Origin of the sequence: Enterobacter sp. Cy-643 (genome assembly GCF_011752815.1) — a bacterium.
GTDB lineage: Bacteria > Pseudomonadota > Gammaproteobacteria > Enterobacterales > Enterobacteriaceae > Cedecea.
Window position 1 is genome coordinate 1,304,645 of sequence record NZ_VWWV01000001.1, and the last position, 15,673, is coordinate 1,320,317.

General features: G+C 54.3%; 12 protein-coding genes and 2 pseudogenes. 12 read left to right on the forward strand and 2 right to left on the reverse strand.

The genetic code is table 11. The features are described 5' to 3' along the window. Positions 1-29: 29 nt before the first annotated feature. Positions 30-1,478, reverse strand: a complete 1,449-nt coding sequence (gene ansP, locus F3J29_RS06040; protein WP_166863830.1) for an L-asparagine permease — start codon at positions 1,476-1,478, stop codon at positions 30-32. 210 nt (positions 1,479-1,688) lie between these two features. Here ansP and F3J29_RS06045 point away from each other — a divergent pair, with 210 nt between their 5' ends. From F3J29_RS06045 to F3J29_RS06090, 12 genes and pseudogenes are all read left to right on the forward strand, one after another. Next, positions 1,689-2,816 (forward strand): efflux RND transporter periplasmic adaptor subunit, encoded by a 1,128-nt coding sequence (locus F3J29_RS06045; protein ID WP_166863833.1) that lies wholly within the window; start codon positions 1,689-1,691, stop codon positions 2,814-2,816. Continuing rightward, positions 2,813-5,869 (forward strand): efflux RND transporter permease subunit, encoded by a 3,057-nt coding sequence (locus F3J29_RS06050; protein WP_166863836.1) that lies wholly within the window; start codon positions 2,813-2,815, stop codon positions 5,867-5,869. Before F3J29_RS06045 ends, F3J29_RS06050 begins: the two co-directional genes overlap by 4 nt. Before the next feature lie 2 nt (positions 5,870-5,871). Then, on the forward strand, positions 5,872-6,558 hold the full coding sequence (locus F3J29_RS06055) for a heavy metal response regulator transcription factor (RefSeq protein ID WP_166863838.1): 687 nt from the start codon (positions 5,872-5,874) through the stop codon (positions 6,556-6,558). Then, positions 6,555-7,958, forward strand: a complete 1,404-nt coding sequence (locus F3J29_RS06060) for a heavy metal sensor histidine kinase (RefSeq protein ID WP_166863840.1) — start codon at positions 6,555-6,557, stop codon at positions 7,956-7,958. Before F3J29_RS06055 ends, F3J29_RS06060 begins: the two co-directional genes overlap by 4 nt. Before the next feature lie 191 nt (positions 7,959-8,149). After that, positions 8,150-9,337: a macrolide efflux RND transporter periplasmic adaptor subunit EtsA gene (etsA, locus tag F3J29_RS06065; protein WP_166863843.1), complete on the forward strand. Its 1,188-nt coding sequence runs from the start codon at positions 8,150-8,152 to the stop codon at positions 9,335-9,337. After that, positions 9,334-11,274, forward strand: a complete 1,941-nt coding sequence (locus tag F3J29_RS06070; protein ID WP_166863845.1) for a MacB family efflux pump subunit — start codon at positions 9,334-9,336, stop codon at positions 11,272-11,274. The genes etsA and F3J29_RS06070 overlap by 4 nt, the downstream gene beginning before the upstream one ends. 3 nt (positions 11,275-11,277) lie before the next feature. Then, positions 11,278-12,648 (forward strand): macrolide efflux RND transporter outer membrane subunit EtsC, encoded by a 1,371-nt coding sequence (gene etsC, locus F3J29_RS06075; protein WP_166863847.1) that lies wholly within the window; start codon positions 11,278-11,280, stop codon positions 12,646-12,648. 135 nt (positions 12,649-12,783) lie between these two features. After that, a pseudogene (locus F3J29_RS22710) lies at positions 12,784-12,867 on the forward strand (hypothetical protein); the annotation flags it as partial. Positions 12,868-13,455: 588 nt separating this feature from the next. Further along, entirely contained in the window at positions 13,456-13,926 is a 471-nt protein-coding gene (locus F3J29_RS06080; RefSeq protein WP_166863849.1) for a hypothetical protein, read from the forward strand. Beyond that, the gene (locus F3J29_RS06085; RefSeq protein ID WP_166863851.1) at positions 13,916-14,179 is read left to right on the forward strand and encodes a hypothetical protein; all 264 of its coding nucleotides are present in this window, start codon (positions 13,916-13,918) and stop codon (positions 14,177-14,179) included. The genes F3J29_RS06080 and F3J29_RS06085 overlap by 11 nt, the downstream gene beginning before the upstream one ends. Before the next feature lie 223 nt (positions 14,180-14,402). After that, a pseudogene (locus tag F3J29_RS22715) lies at positions 14,403-14,636 on the forward strand (hypothetical protein); the annotation flags it as partial. A 30-nt stretch (positions 14,637-14,666) separates the two neighbouring features. Further along, positions 14,667-15,017 carry an MmcQ/YjbR family DNA-binding protein gene (locus F3J29_RS06090; protein WP_166863853.1) on the forward strand — a complete coding sequence of 117 codons (351 nt, stop codon included), beginning with the start codon at positions 14,667-14,669 and terminating at the stop codon, positions 15,015-15,017. Positions 15,018-15,064: 47 nt separating this feature from the next. Here F3J29_RS06090 and F3J29_RS06095 read toward each other — a convergent pair whose 3' ends face one another. Further along, positions 15,065-15,535, reverse strand: coding sequence for a NanQ anomerase/TabA/YiaL family protein (locus F3J29_RS06095; protein WP_166863855.1), 471 nt, complete (start codon positions 15,533-15,535; stop codon positions 15,065-15,067). Positions 15,536-15,673: the final 138 nt, after the last annotated feature.

Consider the following 15,673-nt stretch of genomic DNA (forward strand, 5'->3'; position numbering starts at 1 on the left):
CGATGGGGAGAGGTTCAGGGTGAGGGGCACTACTCGTGGTGATCGTGAACCTGTTGGGCCACTTCATGCACGCGCTTGCGAGCGCCAAACCAGCCCAGCGTCAGCAGAACCGCCAGCACCGGAATTGAAGCAATGGTAAAGGTGCCGTTCGGGTAATCCATCGCCATCAAGACCAGCACGCCGAGCAGGAACAGCAGCGTCAGCCAGGAGGTAAACGGTGCGCCCGGCAGCTTGAAGCTCACGTCGTCCGCTTTCCCTTCTTTAATCGCTTTGCGCAGGCGAATCTGGCACAGCACGATAAATGCCCAGGAGGTGATGATGCCTAAGGACGCCATATTCAGCACAATCTCAAACACCTGGGAAGGCACCAGATAGTTGAGGAACACGCCAAGTACGTACACGCCGCTGGTGACCAGAATCCCGGCATACGGCACCTGATTCTTGCTCATTTTCGACATGAACTGAGGGGCGGAGCCGCCCATCGACATCGACCGCAGAATACGCCCGGTGCAGTACAGGCCGGAATTCAGACTGGAGAGCGCCGCGGTTAACACCACGATGTTCATCACGTCGCCGATGTAGGGCACGCCGAGCTTCGAGAAGAAGGTGACGAACGGGCTCTGGCCTGCCTGATAGGCATTCCACGGCAGCAGCAGAACCAGCAGTACTACGGAGCCGACATAGAACAGGCCGATACGCCAGATCACGCTGTTAATGGCCTTCGGCACCATGGTTTTCGGGTCTTTACATTCCCCGGCGGCGGTACCCACTAATTCGATAGAGGCAAAGGCGAACACTACGCCCTGAATCAGCACCAGCGCGGGCAACAGTCCGTGTGGGAAAAGGCCGCCGTTATCGGTTATCAGGTGGAATCCGGTCGTGTTACCGTCAATCGGTTTCCCGGTACCGAGGAAAATGGTGCCGACGATCAGGAAAGCGACGATAGCTAACACTTTAACCAGCGCAAACCAGAACTCCATCTCGGCGAACCATTTCACGCCAATCATGTTCATCGCCGCGACCACGGCCAGCGCGCCGAGGGCGAAGACCCACTGCGGCACGTCGCCGAACGCGCCCCAATAGTGCATGTAGAGCGCCACGGCGGTGATGTCCACAATGCCGGTCATCGCCCAGTTAACGAAATACATCCAGCCGCAAACGTAGGCGGCTTTTTCGCCGAGGAATTCTCGGGTGTAGGAGACGAAACTGCCGCTGGAAGGGCGATGGATAACCAGCTCGCCCAAAGCGCGGAGGATGAAGAAAGAGAAAATGCCGCACACCAGATAAATTAACGCCAGCGCTGGCCCTGCTGCCTGCAGGCGCGCACCTGCGCCGAGGAACAGGCCGGTACCGATGGCGCCGCCGATAGCAATCATCTGCACGTGGCGATTGCTCATCGCCTGGTGATACCCCGAGTCCTGAGAATTCAACCATCGCCGTTTGGCGGCGCGGTGTTCCGCTTCAGTCTTTGTTTTCATTGAGATTCCTGTCTGCCTTTGAGTTAAAAAGCGCCGTCCTTTTCCGCCCGTTAATTCTGGCTGCGGAGGCCGTGAAAAAGAGGGCGAGGAATCCTGGCAGAAAATTGAATGAGAAGCAAAATTACAAACTTGTCATTTTAGTGGCGGCGTTCTGTTGGTGTGACGGGCGTAACATTCCCGTTATACCAGGACTCAGAGAAGCGCTGCATCATGAACATAAAATGGTCAAAAAAAGGGCTGGCGATGGCCTGCGTGCTGGCGGGGGCGGCGGGACTTTGGCTGTACTCCCAGGCTTCATCGCCGGCAACGCAAAAGAAAACGGCGCTGCCGAAAGTTAGCCTGATAGCCGCGGCCAGCCAAACGCTGCCGCTGACGTTCTCCACCCAGGGGCATCTTGTGTCGCTCAATGAGGTGGATATTCGGGCGCAAATCACCAGCCCGGTAAGCCAGGTTGCCTTCCACGAAGGGGATTTTGTTAAGCAAGGGCAGCTGCTGTTTGTGCTGGATGATGCCGAAGAGCAGGCCGCGCTGGGTCACGCCCAGGCTCAACTGGGGGTGATTAAAGCCGAACTGGATAAAGCCGAACGCGACCTCAGCCGCGGGCAGCCGCTGCTGAAAACCCACTACATTTCGTCTTCAGACTGGGATGCGCTGGTCAGTGCGCAACAGCAGGCGGCGGCACAGTACAAGTCCGCCCAGGATGATATTCACACCGCCCAGGCGCAGCTCGCTTATACCCGCATTTACGCGCCTGTTAGCGGCAAAACAGGCGCATTGAACGTGCATATCGGCAGCCTTGCGCAGCCGGGCAGCACGTTACCGATGGTCAGCATTAATCAGTTTGATCCGATTGGCGCAGAATTTACGCTGCCGGAGCAGGATCTCAACGCCGTGGTCGCCGCGCAGCATCAGGGGCCGGTCGAAGTGCAGGTGACCGACGCCAGCGGAAAATCGGTGACTGGTACGCTCAGTTTTATTGATAACACCGTCAGCCAGGACAGCGGCACGGTAAACTTTAAAGCCCGCTTCGCCAACGGTGAAAACCAGCTCTGGCCGGGTGCCTGGCAGAACATTACCGTCAGCGCCGGCAGCACGCCGAATGTTGTTGTTCTCCCTCCTCAGGCCGTGCAGGACGGCCCCGACGGGCATTTCGTCTACGTTATCGACGCCCAAATGCACGCCACGACGCAACCGGTCACGCTGTTGCGCATCCAGCAGCAAATGGCGGTGGTGAGCGGTATTCAGCCAGGTATGAAAGTGGTGCTGGAGGGGGCCAACGCCCTGCGCCCTGGCATGGTCGTGAAGGTGGTTAACGCGCCAGCGGGGTCTGCATCATGACATTTGCCGAACAATGCCTGAAACGGCCGATTGCCGTGATGCTGCTGTGGCTGGCGGTGATGGTCGCCGGCGCGGTGTGCTGGTTTAAACTGCCCATCGCCGCGCTGCCCAACTACGACACGCCGACGATTCAGGTCAGCGCTTCGCTTTCCGGTGCCAGCCCTGAAACCATGGCTTCGTCCGTGGCAACGCCGCTGGAGAAAAAGCTGTCGACCATTCCCGGCGTAGTGAACATGACCTCCAACAGCCTCGAGGGCGCCACGACGATCGTCATTGAGTTCGATCCGTCCCGGGATATTGATTCGGCGGCGGTGGACGTGCAGTCCGCGCTGTACCAGGCGTTAAAACAGCTGCCGTCGCAAATGACCACGCCGCCGTCATTCCGCAAAATTAACCCTGCGGATGCGCCGATCATTCAAATTGGCATCGACTCGCCGTCGATGGCGCTGTCTGACCTGAACCGCTTCTCGGATGACCTGATCTCACCGGCGCTTTCCACCCTGAACGGCGTAGCGCAGGTGACGGTGCTGGGGCAGAAACGCTATGCCGTGCGCGTGGAAGTGAACCCGGACAAGCTGGCGGCCACAAATCTGACGCTGGAAGATGTGCATACCGCTCTGGCAAACGCCAATAACAACTCGCCGATCGGTGAACTGGACGGTAAACGCCAGATGGTGATGCTGCAAACCAGCGGCGATTTGCGCAACGCGGCGGACTTCGCCAAAGTGATTGTTGCCACGCGTAACGGCCAGCCGGTCAGGCTTTCAGACGTCGCTACCGTGCAGGACAGCATCGAAAATACGCTGAGCTACAGCGCCGTGAACGGCAACCGCGCGATTGTACTCAGCGTGCAGCGTCAGCCCGGTGCAAACATTGTTTCTACCATTGACGCCATTCGCCAGCTGATGCCCAAACTACAGGCGCAGATGCCGTCGTCGGTGAGCGTGAAGTTTCTGAACGACCGTTCGCTGTCGATCCGCGCGGCGATTCATGATGTTACTCTGACGCTGCTGTTGACCATCGCCCTGGTGGTGATGGTGATCCTGATGTTTCTGCGCCATATTCGGGCGACGATCATTCCGGCGCTCAGCCTGCCAATTTCTCTGCTCGGCGCCTTCGGTCTGATGTATGCCTTTGGCCTGAGCCTCGACAACATTTCCCTGATGGGGCTGACCATTGCCGTTGGCCTGGTGGTGGACGATGCGATTGTGGTGCTGGAGAACATCATGCGCTACATGGAAGAGGGGGAAACGCCGTACCGCGCCGCATTGAAAGGGGTGAAAGAGGTGGCGTTCACCGTTATCTCTATTTCGCTTTCCCTGGTGGCGGTGTTTATCCCTATCTTCTTTATGCCGGGGACGATTGGCCTGCTGTTCCACGAGTTTGCGTATGTGGTGTCGCTGACGATTCTGGTTTCGGCTGCGGCATCGCTCACCATTATTCCGCTGCTGGTTCCTAAGCTTATCCGCGAGCACACGCCGCAGGACAAACCGGAACCGCGCTGGAGCCAGATCTTTGAGCGTGGGTTCGAAGCGCTGCGCCGCCAGTACGGAAACGGGCTGGAGTGGGCCGTTTCTCATCGCGTCATTATGATAGGTGTCGCGCTCAGTACGATTGCGCTGACTCTCGGCCTGTACTGGTTTTCACCGAAGGGCTTCTTCCCGCAGGAAGATATCGGGCAAATCACCGCCAGCATTGATGCGCCGCAGGATATGTCCTATCTGGGTCGGCTGAGCGTGGCGCAGCAGTTGGGTAAAACGCTGATGAAGGATCCGAGCGTCAGCGACGTCCTGACCCGCGTTGACCACGACACCACGCAGTTAAGCCTGACGCTAAAAGATCAAAGTCAGCGCCCGCCGCTGGATGCCGTGCTCAAACAGCTGCGCTCGGAAACCGGCTATTTACCGGGCATAAAAGTTTATTTCAGTCCGGTGCAAAACCTACGCGTCGGCGGCCGCAGTGCGAAAAGCAGCTACCAGTACACGCTGCAGGCGGTCAGCAGCGGCGATACCAGCCTCAACGACTGGGCCAACCGGCTGATGGCAGAGATGCAAAAAAGCGGGGTGTTTGTCGGCCTGAATACCGACGCCCAGCTCAACGGGCTACAGGCGCAGTTGGTCATCGACAGAGACAAAGCCTCGCTGATGGGCGTGGATATTCAGCAGATTCGCGACACGCTGTATGACGCCTTTGGGACCTACCAGGTGTCGACGATTTACGCCCCGGAAGACAGCTACGAAGTGATCATGGAGGTTCAGGAGCCGTTCCGACAGGACGAAAGCGACTTGTCTAAAATCTATGTCCGGTCATCAAGTGGGGCGCTGCTGCCGATCACCACCTTTACGACGATTTCCCGCACCCAGGGCGTGACGGCGGTCAACCATCAGGGGCAGCTCCCGGCGATTACGCTTTCGTTCGATCTTGCGCCGGGGAAATCGCTGTCGGATGCGACGGCGGCCATTGCCCAGGCCCAACAGGCGATTCATCTGCCGTCCTCAGTATTTGGCACTTATGCCGGGCAGGCGGCGCTGTTCCAGCAGTCCCAGAGCAGCCAGATCTGGCTGATCGTGCTGGCGCTGGCGGTGATTTACGTGATTCTCGGCGTGCTGTATGAAAGCTGGATCCACCCGCTAACCATTCTGCTTGGCCTGCCGTCGGCTGCAGTGGGCGCGCTGCTGGCGCTCAGGCTGTTTAATCTCGATCTTACGTTTATCGCGATGATTGGTATTCTGCTGCTAATAGGTATTGTCAAAAAGAACGCTATCATGATGATAGATTTCGCGTTAGTGGCGCAGCGTGAACATGGCATGACGCCGCATGATGCCATTATGCAGGCCTGCTTGCAGCGGTTCCGCCCGATTATGATGACCACGCTTTGCGCCATCATGGGGGCGATCCCCATTGCGCTTGGCCTGGGTGCCGGGGCCGAGCTGCGCCAGCCGATGGGCGTGGCGATTGTCGGGGGGCTGCTGTTCTCGCAGCTGATCACCTTGTTTATTACGCCGGTGCTGTTCCTGCTGTTTGACGGCAACCCACAAGGAACGAAGGAGTGACGATGAAAATTCTGCTGGTGGAAGATCAGAAAATGGCCTCGGAGTACATTGCCAAAGGGCTGCGCGAGAACGATTTTGTGGTCGACGTTGCCGGCAACGGTATCGACGGCCTGCATTATCTCCTGACGACGGATTACGATCTGGCGATCCTCGACGTGATGCTGCCGGGCATTGACGGCTGGAAGATAATCGAAATGGCGCGTCAGGCCGGAAAACAGACACCCATCATGTTTCTGACCGCAAGGGATGACGTGGAGGACAGAGTCCACGGCCTCGAACTGGGGGCAGAAGATTATCTGATCAAGCCTTTTTCCTTTAGCGAGCTGCTGGCGCGGGCGAGGGTGATTCTGCGCCGTTCCGCGCCGCCGACGGCTATTCTTGAGGAAAATCTGCTGCAGGTGGGCGATCTGAAGCTCGACTTTCTGCGCCATAAAGTGTCCCGCGCCGGGGTGCGAATAGAGCTGACGCAAAAAGAGTTTCTGCTGTTAAGCCTGCTGATGCGCCGCTCGGGTGAAGTACTCTCCCGCACGGTGATTGCCGAGCAGGTGTGGGACATGAATTTTGACCCGGAAACGAACGTCATAGACGTTGCGATCCGCCGTTTGCGCAACAAAATTGACGACGGTTTTGAGGATAAATTACTCCACACCCTGCGCGGCGCGGGGTACGTGCTGGAATTACGCAGATGATAAAACTGTCGCATTTGTCGATCACGGCGCGCCTGACGCTCTACTTCTCCGTCACGATGGCCATCGTGCTTTATAGCGTGTCCGGCGTGCTTTATTCGACCATGCGCCAGCAGCTCAACCATAAAGATGAGCTGGAGCTGCAAAGTTCTATCCAGTTCCAGCAGGAAATTGCCACGGCGATTGGCGAGCGGCAGGACAACGGGGAGGAGTGGCAAACCGAGCTGCTGGAGTCCGTGGTGCGGCAGGAGCGCCTGTCGCTGCGCATCTTCAGCCCGGAAGGCAAGGTGTACGCGCAGTCCAACAATATGGTTATTCCGGAGCAGGACTTTCCGCTGCCGGGCCCCGGTTTTAGCTACCGGGAATGGCATTATCGCGCCGGGGATATCCGGCAAAAATACTTAATTACCTCCACGCTGTTCACCCTGAAAAATAACCAGAAATGGCTGGTGCAGGCGGCGCTCAACGTCTCCGGCAACAATGAAATCATCAACACTTATTACAAGCGAATGCAGTTTTTTGCCGCGCTGGCGATCCTGCTATTTGCGGCCTTTGGCTGGTGGCTTGCCCGAAGGGGATTAGCGCCGCTGCGCACCATCACCACCGAAATTGAGAAAATTCACGCCAACGATCTGCATACCCGGATCCTGGATCAGCGCTGGCCGCCGGAGCTGAACGCGCTGGCGGCGTCGTTTGACCGCATGATGATGCGCCTTGAAGCCTCGTTCCATCAGCTAAACCGCTTTTCCTCGGACATTGCCCACGAGCTGCGCGGGCCGATCAATAACCTGATCTCGGCCGCCAGCGTTATTCAGACCAAAGACCGCAGCGCCGTGGAGTACCAGGAGACGCTGGCCGCCATCGTTGAAGAGGGTGAGCGACTTTCGCGGATGATCTCCTCCATGCTGTTCCTTGCCAGGGCAGATAACAGCCGCGAAGTGTTGAATGCCGAATGGCTTAGCAGCGCCCATGAATTCGACAGGCTGATTGGTTTCTACGACATTCTGGCGGAAGAAAAAGAGATCGCCCTCGAAAGCCGGGGAGACGTTTCATTCTATGCTGACCCGCAGCTTATCCAGCGGGCGCTCTCAAATTTGCTCTCTAATGCCCTGCGCCACACGCATGAAAAAGGGCATATCACGCTCAGCGCAAAAATTGCCGATGAACGGGTGGTATTAAGCGTGAGTGATGATGGAGAAGGTATCAAACCTGAACATTTGCCGCTGATTTTTGATCGCTTTTTCCGGGGAGAAGCCTCCCGCAGCGCCACGGAAAACACCGGGCTGGGGCTGGCGATTGTAAAAACCATTGCGGAACTGCACGGCGGCAAAATCAGCGTAGTCAGCGAGCCCGGGCGCGGCAGCACGTTTACGCTGTCATTGCCGCTGCACGACAAAGCCTGAGTAACGCAGAATAATCTCTTTTGGCAGGAACAATATTACGCGGCATGAGTCTCAGTGACTTAACAGGTAGCCTTTTGTGCCGACCTGACTAAAATCCAAACAGATGAAACGTGTTTAGCTCCAGTAGAGACTGGGGCGTTCACTATGAGTTTCTGGGATCGCCGCTTTTATTGTTATGGAAAACCTGCTCAATGTTATCGAAATACTTATCTCGCCGTGCCATTGCCGTGGCCGCGGCGTCGATCATCGCCCTCATCATCGCTCTGTTCTTCTTCCTCAGAAGCCCGGATGTACCCGACTATGTCACGGCTCCCGTACGCAAGGGCGATATCGAAAACGCTGTCCTGGCCACCGGGCGAATTGATGCTATCGAACGCGTTAACGTCGGGGCGCAGGTTTCAGGCCAGGTCAAGTCGCTCAAAGTGAAGCTGGGCGACCATGTCACCAAAGGGCAGTCCATTGCCGACATTGATGATGTGCCCCAGCGTAACGACCTGCGTAACGCCGAAGCCGCGCTCAATGTGGTCAAAGCCGAACTACAGGCTAAGCAAGCGCTCCTGAAACAGTCTGAGTTGCGGTTCAAACGCCAGCGGCAAATGCTGAGCGAGGACGCCAGTTCGCGCGAAGATTTTGAGTCTGCGGAAGCCACGCTTGCCACCACGCGGGCAGAATTGCTGTCTCTGAATGCCCGGCTGGTCCAGGCGCAAATCGAAGTAGATAAGAAAACCGTCGATCTGGGCTATACCCGTGTCGTTGCGCCAATGGACGGCGTCGTTATTGCCGTGGTCACGCAGCAGGGGCAGACGGTGAACTCCAGCCAGAGTGCGCCGACGATTATCAAGCTGGCTCGTCTCGATGTGATGACCATCAAAGCACAGATCTCTGAGGCCGATATTACCCGTATTTCTCCGGGGCAAAAGGCCCGTTTCACGATTTTCTCTGAGCCGGACAAGCACTATGACGCGACGCTGCGCACCGTTGAGCTGGCGCCGGAATCGGTCATGAAAGATGACTCTCTTGCCGGGAGCAGTACGGCATCAGGGTCTGGCACCTCAAATGCTTCCGTTTACTACAACGCGCTGCTCGACGTGCCTAATCCGGAAAATCGGCTGCGTATTGCCATGACGGCACAGGTCACGCTGCTGGCCGGTGAAGCCAAAGATGCGCTGCTGGTCCCGATTCAGGCGGTACGTAAAGGCGAAAACAACAGGCAAGAGGTACAGGTGCTGACCGCTGACGGCAAGCTGGAGACCCGAGAGGTGAAAACCGGGATCACCAACAGCGTCGATATTCAGATCCTCGAAGGGCTAAACGTCGGGGAAAATGTCGTGCTGTCACAGCCGGGTGAGAAAGCGCCTGGGGAAGGGTTTGTGCTGTGAGTAACATCATCGAGCTAAAGGGCATTAGCCGGACCTACGGCAACGGCGGCCAGGCGCTAACCGTCCTGAAAAATATCAATTTGACCATCGCCGCCGGGGAAATGGTGGCGATCATCGGTGCATCAGGTTCGGGTAAGTCGACCCTGATGAATATCATGGGCTGTCTCGACGTGCCCGACAGCGGCGATTACTACATTGGCGGGCAAAACGCCGCCCAGCTTTCGCCGGATGAGCTGGCCCGGGTTCGGCGGGAGCATATCGGCTTTATCTTCCAGCGCTACCACCTGATGCCTGACCTTAGCGCGCTGGGCAACGTTGAGATCCCCGCTATTTATGCCAACACCGAGCGTGACAAGCGCCGGCTGCGCGCCGCCGCACTGCTTGGCAGGCTTGGGCTCGAAGGCCGCGAGCACCATAAGCCCGGCGAGCTTTCTGGCGGCCAGCAGCAGCGCGTCAGTATTGCCCGCTCGTTGATCAATGGCGGGGAGATTATTCTGGCCGATGAGCCGACCGGCGCGCTGGATTCTCAGTCAGGTCAGGAGGTGTTAGCCATCCTGAGCGAACTTAACCAGCGTGGTCATACGGTCGTGATGGTGACCCACGACATGAAAGTGGCCCGGCACGCTCAGCGCATTATCGAACTGCGGGACGGCGAAATCATCGCCGACAGCGGCAGTAAGGTCACCGCCACGCAAAATTTGCCGCCGCCTAATCGCACCCGCCAAAGCCGCTGGCAAAGTCTGCTCGACCGCACGCGTGAATCGCTGCAAATGGCGCTCAAAGCGATGAATGCGCATCGTTTACGCACCACGCTCACCATGACCGGGATCATTTTCGGTATTGCCGCCGTTGTGACCGTCGTGGCACTGGGCGAGGGCGCGAAGCAAAAGACGCTGGAGAATATTAAAGATCTGGGCACCAACGTGGTGAGTATCTATCCCGGACGAGATTTCTTTGATGACAGCATTGAGGGCATTCGTACTCTGGTGCCGGCTGACGCAGAGGCTTTGGCAAAGCAGGGATTTGTCGACAGCGTAAGCCCGGAGGTAAGCGCCTCAGACAACATTCGTTTTCTGGGTAAGTCTGCAACCGCGTCTATCAACGGCGTCGGGAGAGATCACTTCCGCGTTAATGGCATTCAGCTTCTGGAAGGGTCCACCTTCAGGGACGATCGTAATGCCCTGCAGGAAGTGATTATTGATGAAAACGCCCGCAAAGCGCTGTTTGACGCTGCCGGACTACAGGCGCTGGGGCAAATTGTTTTTCTTGGTTCCGTGCCGGCAAGGGTGGTGGGCATTGCCCAAAGCAATAACCGGAGCTACGCGCCAAACCGCATTACCGTGTGGATGCCCTACAGCACGGTGATGTACCGTATGGTAGGCAAACCGGTGCTGACCAGCATCAGCGTCCGGCTAAAAGACAATGTGGCAAACGAAGCGGCGGTGAGCGCTATCTCCCAGCTACTTACTCAGCGCCACGGCGTAAAAGATTTCCAGCTCTATAACTTCGAACAGATCAGAAAATCAATCGAACGCACGTCGATGACCTTCAGCATTTTAATTCTGATGGTAGCCTGCATTTCGCTGATGATCGGCAGTATCGGCGTGATGAACATCATGCTGGTATCGGTCACCGAACGAACCCATGAAATCGGCGTGCGTATGGCGGTAGGCGCGCGGCGGAGCGACATCATGCAGCAGTTTATGATTGAAGCCGTACTGGTTTGCCTGATTGGCGGCGCGTTAGGTATTGCGCTGTCGTACGCTGCCGGAGCGCTATTTACCGCCCTGGCAGGCGGGATGTTCACGGCTATTTATTCGTGGCAGGCCGCCGCTGTCGCGTTTTTCTGTTCAACGTTAATCGGCATGATCTTCGGTTATCTCCCCGCCCGCAAAGCGGCAAGGATGGACCCGGTCGTTTCACTGGCCAGCGAGTAACCTATGAAAATTTTATCACCTTTGGCTTTGTGCCTCTCTGCCGCGCTCAGCGCAGGCTGTGCAAATACGCTTAAAAGCGACTATCACGCTCCGGAAGTACGCTATCCCGCCAGTTGGGACAAGGGCGATGCTACCGGCGACCTGGCCCCGTTTGACTGGAAAGCGTTTAACGATCCCCACCTGGATAACTGGCTGCGCCAGGTCATGGCCAGCAATAACGATGTCGCGATTGCCGTACTGCGGGTGTACCGGGCGAGACTCGACGCGGAAAGCGTCGGTATCACCCACGATCCCGGGCTAAAAGGTTCACTGGGCGTAGACGGGAAAAATCAGCTCAATAACGCGTCCGGCTGGACAAAAAGCAGCGCCGCGAGTCTCAGCACCAGCTATGAGATTGATCTCTGGGGGAAAATAGCCCGTCAGCGCGATGCGGCTGAGTGGGCAAGTCATGCCAGCGAAGAAGATTTACGCGCCGCGCGCCTGACGCTGCTTTCAGAGGCCAGCAATAATTACTGGCGCATTGGCTTTGTGAACCAACAAATCAATGTCCTCCTACAGAGCATCGGCTATGCAAAAGAAACGCTTCGCCTTGCCGGGGCTCGTTATCGTGCAGGAGGTGCTTCCGCGCTGGATGTTGTGGACGCGCAGCAAAGTTTACTCGCGCAGGAGAATCGGCTCACTGGATTGCAGCGAGAGCGCCTGCAGGTTCTGAATCAGCAGGCCGTTTTGCTGGGTACCGCTCCGGGCAGCTCAGTGGTTGAGCCTACAAAATTGCCCAACGGCCCTCTGCCGCAGGTTAACGCGAACATTCCTGCCAGCGTACTGATGCATCGGCCCGATATCAGCGCGCAAGAGTGGCGGGTGCGGGAAGCCCTGGCCAATGTTGATATACGGCGCACCGAATACTATCCCGCATTCACCCTGACGGGATCGCTTGGTACCGGCAGTAGCTCGCTGCTAAACGTGCTGCATAATCCCCTCGCTTCCGTTGGCGCAAGTCTGACGCTGCCGTTCCTGGAATGGCGGCAGCGGGGCGTGGAGGTGAAAATTGCCCGAAACGATTACGAGCAGCGGGTGCTGGCGTTTAAACAGTCGCTTTATAAAGCGATGAGCAGCCTTGAAGACGAACTCTCCCTGCACAATCAATTACTGGCGCAAGAGATAAGGCTCCGGGAAGGGCTTGAGCTGGCGCGTAAATCAGAGCGCTTAAATGAAGTGCGCTACCGTCAGGGCGCGGCACGTATTTCATTCTGGCTGGATGCCCAGGAAAAACGCCGCCAGGCAGAACTGTTGCTGGATGAAAACCGTTTCAACCAGTTCCAGAATCTGGCAAAAATTTATCTCGAGTTTGGCGGGTCGTCTACTTTCCCCTAAATCTTGCTAACTAATTCTCCCCAAACAGAAAACGGTTTTTCTTTAGCGGATGCTCGTTTAAAGTTTTGCTGGCTGAACGGGGTTCAGCCAGCAAAATAATAAACAACCGTTTATTTTATGGGGAAGGGTGAAGACATGCGTGTGTCAGATTATATCAGGCTGTTATTTCTTGCCGCAGCATGGGGTGCCAGCTTCCTTTTTATGAAGACTCCTTCTTTTGCCGTGAGCTACACATAATCCATTTGCTGGCCTTTGTCAAAACCAGGCAGGCTATAAAGTGCGAATTTTTCTGCATCAGTTAAAACAGAGAGCCTTTTGCCTTTATCCCCATTCCATGGGATGTCATCCTGCCCTCGTACCAAATATATCCGTAAGGGGATCGCTTAGCGGGCAGTAAAAATTAAAATTGCGCATTAGAGAAAATCTCTGCTAATGTTCTTCACATCACTGTTACGGTATCAATCTCTTCCATTGCCCCTTAAAAGTACATATTTCTGACACAAATACGCATTGGCTATGCCCGTTGCTCTACCGACAAACAGTAGTTGACCGCACAGCAGGAGTCGCTGGTGAAACCCGGAGTCTCCCCGGACCAGATTTCTTGATAAAGGGTTGACGGGGTCAAACCGGCAAAATCCGGCCTGGACCAGGCGCTGGTAGCGGTTAGTAGGGGTGACACATTCGTTGTCCCCAAGCCTTAGCTTCTAATCTGGATATCGAGAGGTTTAAAATGTACGCTTACAAAAATGAATCGCTTACTGCAAAAAAAAGTCTGATAAAAGCACGCATGATGATGAAAATATTCCTATGTCCTTAAAGGATATAGCAAAAAACGCCGTGAAAGATTTTAACTATTTTAACACTAAAGATGTCATAGAATTTATGGGGGGGATTAGAGAGTTACGTGGACAACGTAATGCTCATGCTACACAAAAAGCTGATGAAAGTATTTCTAGTTACAAATCAAAGCCATTACCTTTAACGCTATCAAAACTCGCTAATATTATTTCTAACCGTACTAAAAATTACCAGGCTGATTACGTTAAAGATTTTTCTGGCCTAGGAATGAATTCCACGCGATCCGGACTTTTAGGCGTACCAGTTCGTGGTGAGAGCGAATGGTTTCAGCCAGTGTTAGAGCATGATGCCGATAATAATGAAATGGTTTTCAGAACAATGTCTGAGACTGATTATGAGCATCTTTTAAACGAGAAAAAAATTAATCGGGACGTCCGAAACTTCAATTTCTCCCGCAATAGCTTATTCATTGAAATATAATGGTACTCTTGTCCAGTTCACTTTAAAACCTGGGGCATGGGCGAAAATTAGAGAGATTGCATTGGTAACAAATAAAGGAGACTTAAACTTCTTCCCTGACTTACCTTTTAAAAAAGGTGACTGGGTTGATGAACATGCAAAATTTAAAAAAGAGAGTAACCAAATAACCACTCAAGTTGGGAAGGGTAAAGCACTTGATATTTTTAATGAAAATATCATAGGATTTCGTAAGATTTACAGAAAAACCATTTGATTTTAGAGCGGGGTTGCGATAGCGCAATTTCTGTATGTTATTTTCTACTCGTTCACATCATTATATTGCCGCAATGATGTATACTTGGCATAAATATGATTCTGCATATTTCATGTACAGTTATTGCAAGGCGGTTGTGACAATATAAATGAATTTGGCAGGTTGTGGGTAACACCTCTCTGTTCTGATAGATTAGGGGTTGTACGCCAGAATCCCAGAAAATTTCGTCACAATTGTCGATATCGGGCCATTACGCAGCCTCACGGTGACTTTTCTCATTCCACCGTTTGGTGTGCTGTGGGGCTACCTCATTTTGCACGAAACCATCAGCGAAGCGTTTATCATCGGGGCAGTCATTGTTTGTTTCTCCGTCTGGCTGGTGAATGCTCACAGTAAAAAGTTAACCCAGGCACCGACTGCGAATAATTGTGGTTATACTAGCCGCGGGCCCGGATAAGTTTTCCGGGTCGTCGGTTAAGGAAAAACGATGAAACGAGAAGCGCTGTTCGCGGCGGTATTTGAGAAGTATCAGGTCGAGCCGGACTACCCGTGGGATAAATTTAAGGATTACGCCGTGCTGCGCCATCGCTATAAGCGTAAATGGTTTGGCGTGGTGCTGAGTATTTCAGCCGCAAAGCTGGGGCTGGAAAGCGATGAAGTCGTCGATATCCTCAACGTGAAAGTGATGCCCGGTGCCGTTGGTTCACTGAGAATGCAGTCGGGTATTTTACCTGCTTATCATATGAATAAAGAGCACTGGGTAACGGTATTGATTGAGAAAGTATCGGATGAATTAATCCTCGGGCTTATCGACGAAAGCTTTAGCCTGACGCGTTAGTTTTATTACCCCCGGACATAGCCTCAAACAGGCTGTCCGGGCGCGTATTACAAATAATCTTTCGCGATCTTAATGACCGCTTTTTTGACTGAGGAAACAGTGTCATTAAGCATGCAGAGTGGCTTGTGGACTTCCCCGGGATAGAAAATAATAAAATCACCGGCATTCATCGTCAGCATAGTTTCATCATCCGGCGTTTTAATAAAAGCAATATCACTCTCCGCTAGTTTATCCTCCATAACTTCCGTATGCGGTGGCTTCAGGCTAAACGCCATGCCTTCCTGTCCGGTTAAAACAATTTGCACATCAAGATATTTCTCATGGTACTCCGGGAGGGCTTCAGCGGCTGGCCTGGTATTCCCCTCAATGATCATCACCCACGCATTTTCCCCGTCAATCTCGTATTTCCCTGCCAGAGAGTCAGCATTGATATTTTTCAAAACATAATCCAAAGACGCGTTTATTTTCGACGGAAGCCACGGGTTTAACCGCAGTTCATTAATATTTCCAACAATCATATAACATCCTTTATTCAATATGTGAGGTGCTCTTTTTAATTAAATAACCACTCCCGGAGGGCAAAGACATTCATAAAATATAGAAATGTGATCTTCCTCACGCATTTAAATCATAAACAGTCTGACGGGATAATAAGT

Coding starts and splice junctions, on each gene's coding strand:
- F3J29_RS06055 (WP_166863838.1), top strand. CDS start 5,872: ATGAAAATTCTGCTGGTGGAAGATCAGAAAATGGCCTCGGAGTACATT.
- F3J29_RS06060 (WP_166863840.1), top strand. CDS start 6,555: ATGATAAAACTGTCGCATTTGTCGATCACGGCGCGCCTGACGCTCTAC.
- F3J29_RS06050 (WP_166863836.1), top strand. CDS start 2,813: ATGACATTTGCCGAACAATGCCTGAAACGGCCGATTGCCGTGATGCTG.
- etsC (WP_166863847.1), top strand. CDS start 11,278: ATGAAAATTTTATCACCTTTGGCTTTGTGCCTCTCTGCCGCGCTCAGC.
- F3J29_RS06090 (WP_166863853.1), top strand. CDS start 14,667: ATGAAACGAGAAGCGCTGTTCGCGGCGGTATTTGAGAAGTATCAGGTC.
- ansP (WP_166863830.1), bottom strand. CDS start 1,478: ATGAAAACAAAGACTGAAGCGGAACACCGCGCCGCCAAACGGCGATGG.
- etsA (WP_166863843.1), top strand. CDS start 8,150: ATGTTATCGAAATACTTATCTCGCCGTGCCATTGCCGTGGCCGCGGCG.
- F3J29_RS06080 (WP_166863849.1), top strand. CDS start 13,456: ATGTCCTTAAAGGATATAGCAAAAAACGCCGTGAAAGATTTTAACTAT.
- F3J29_RS06095 (WP_166863855.1), bottom strand. CDS start 15,535: ATGATTGTTGGAAATATTAATGAACTGCGGTTAAACCCGTGGCTTCCG.
- F3J29_RS06045 (WP_166863833.1), top strand. CDS start 1,689: ATGAACATAAAATGGTCAAAAAAAGGGCTGGCGATGGCCTGCGTGCTG.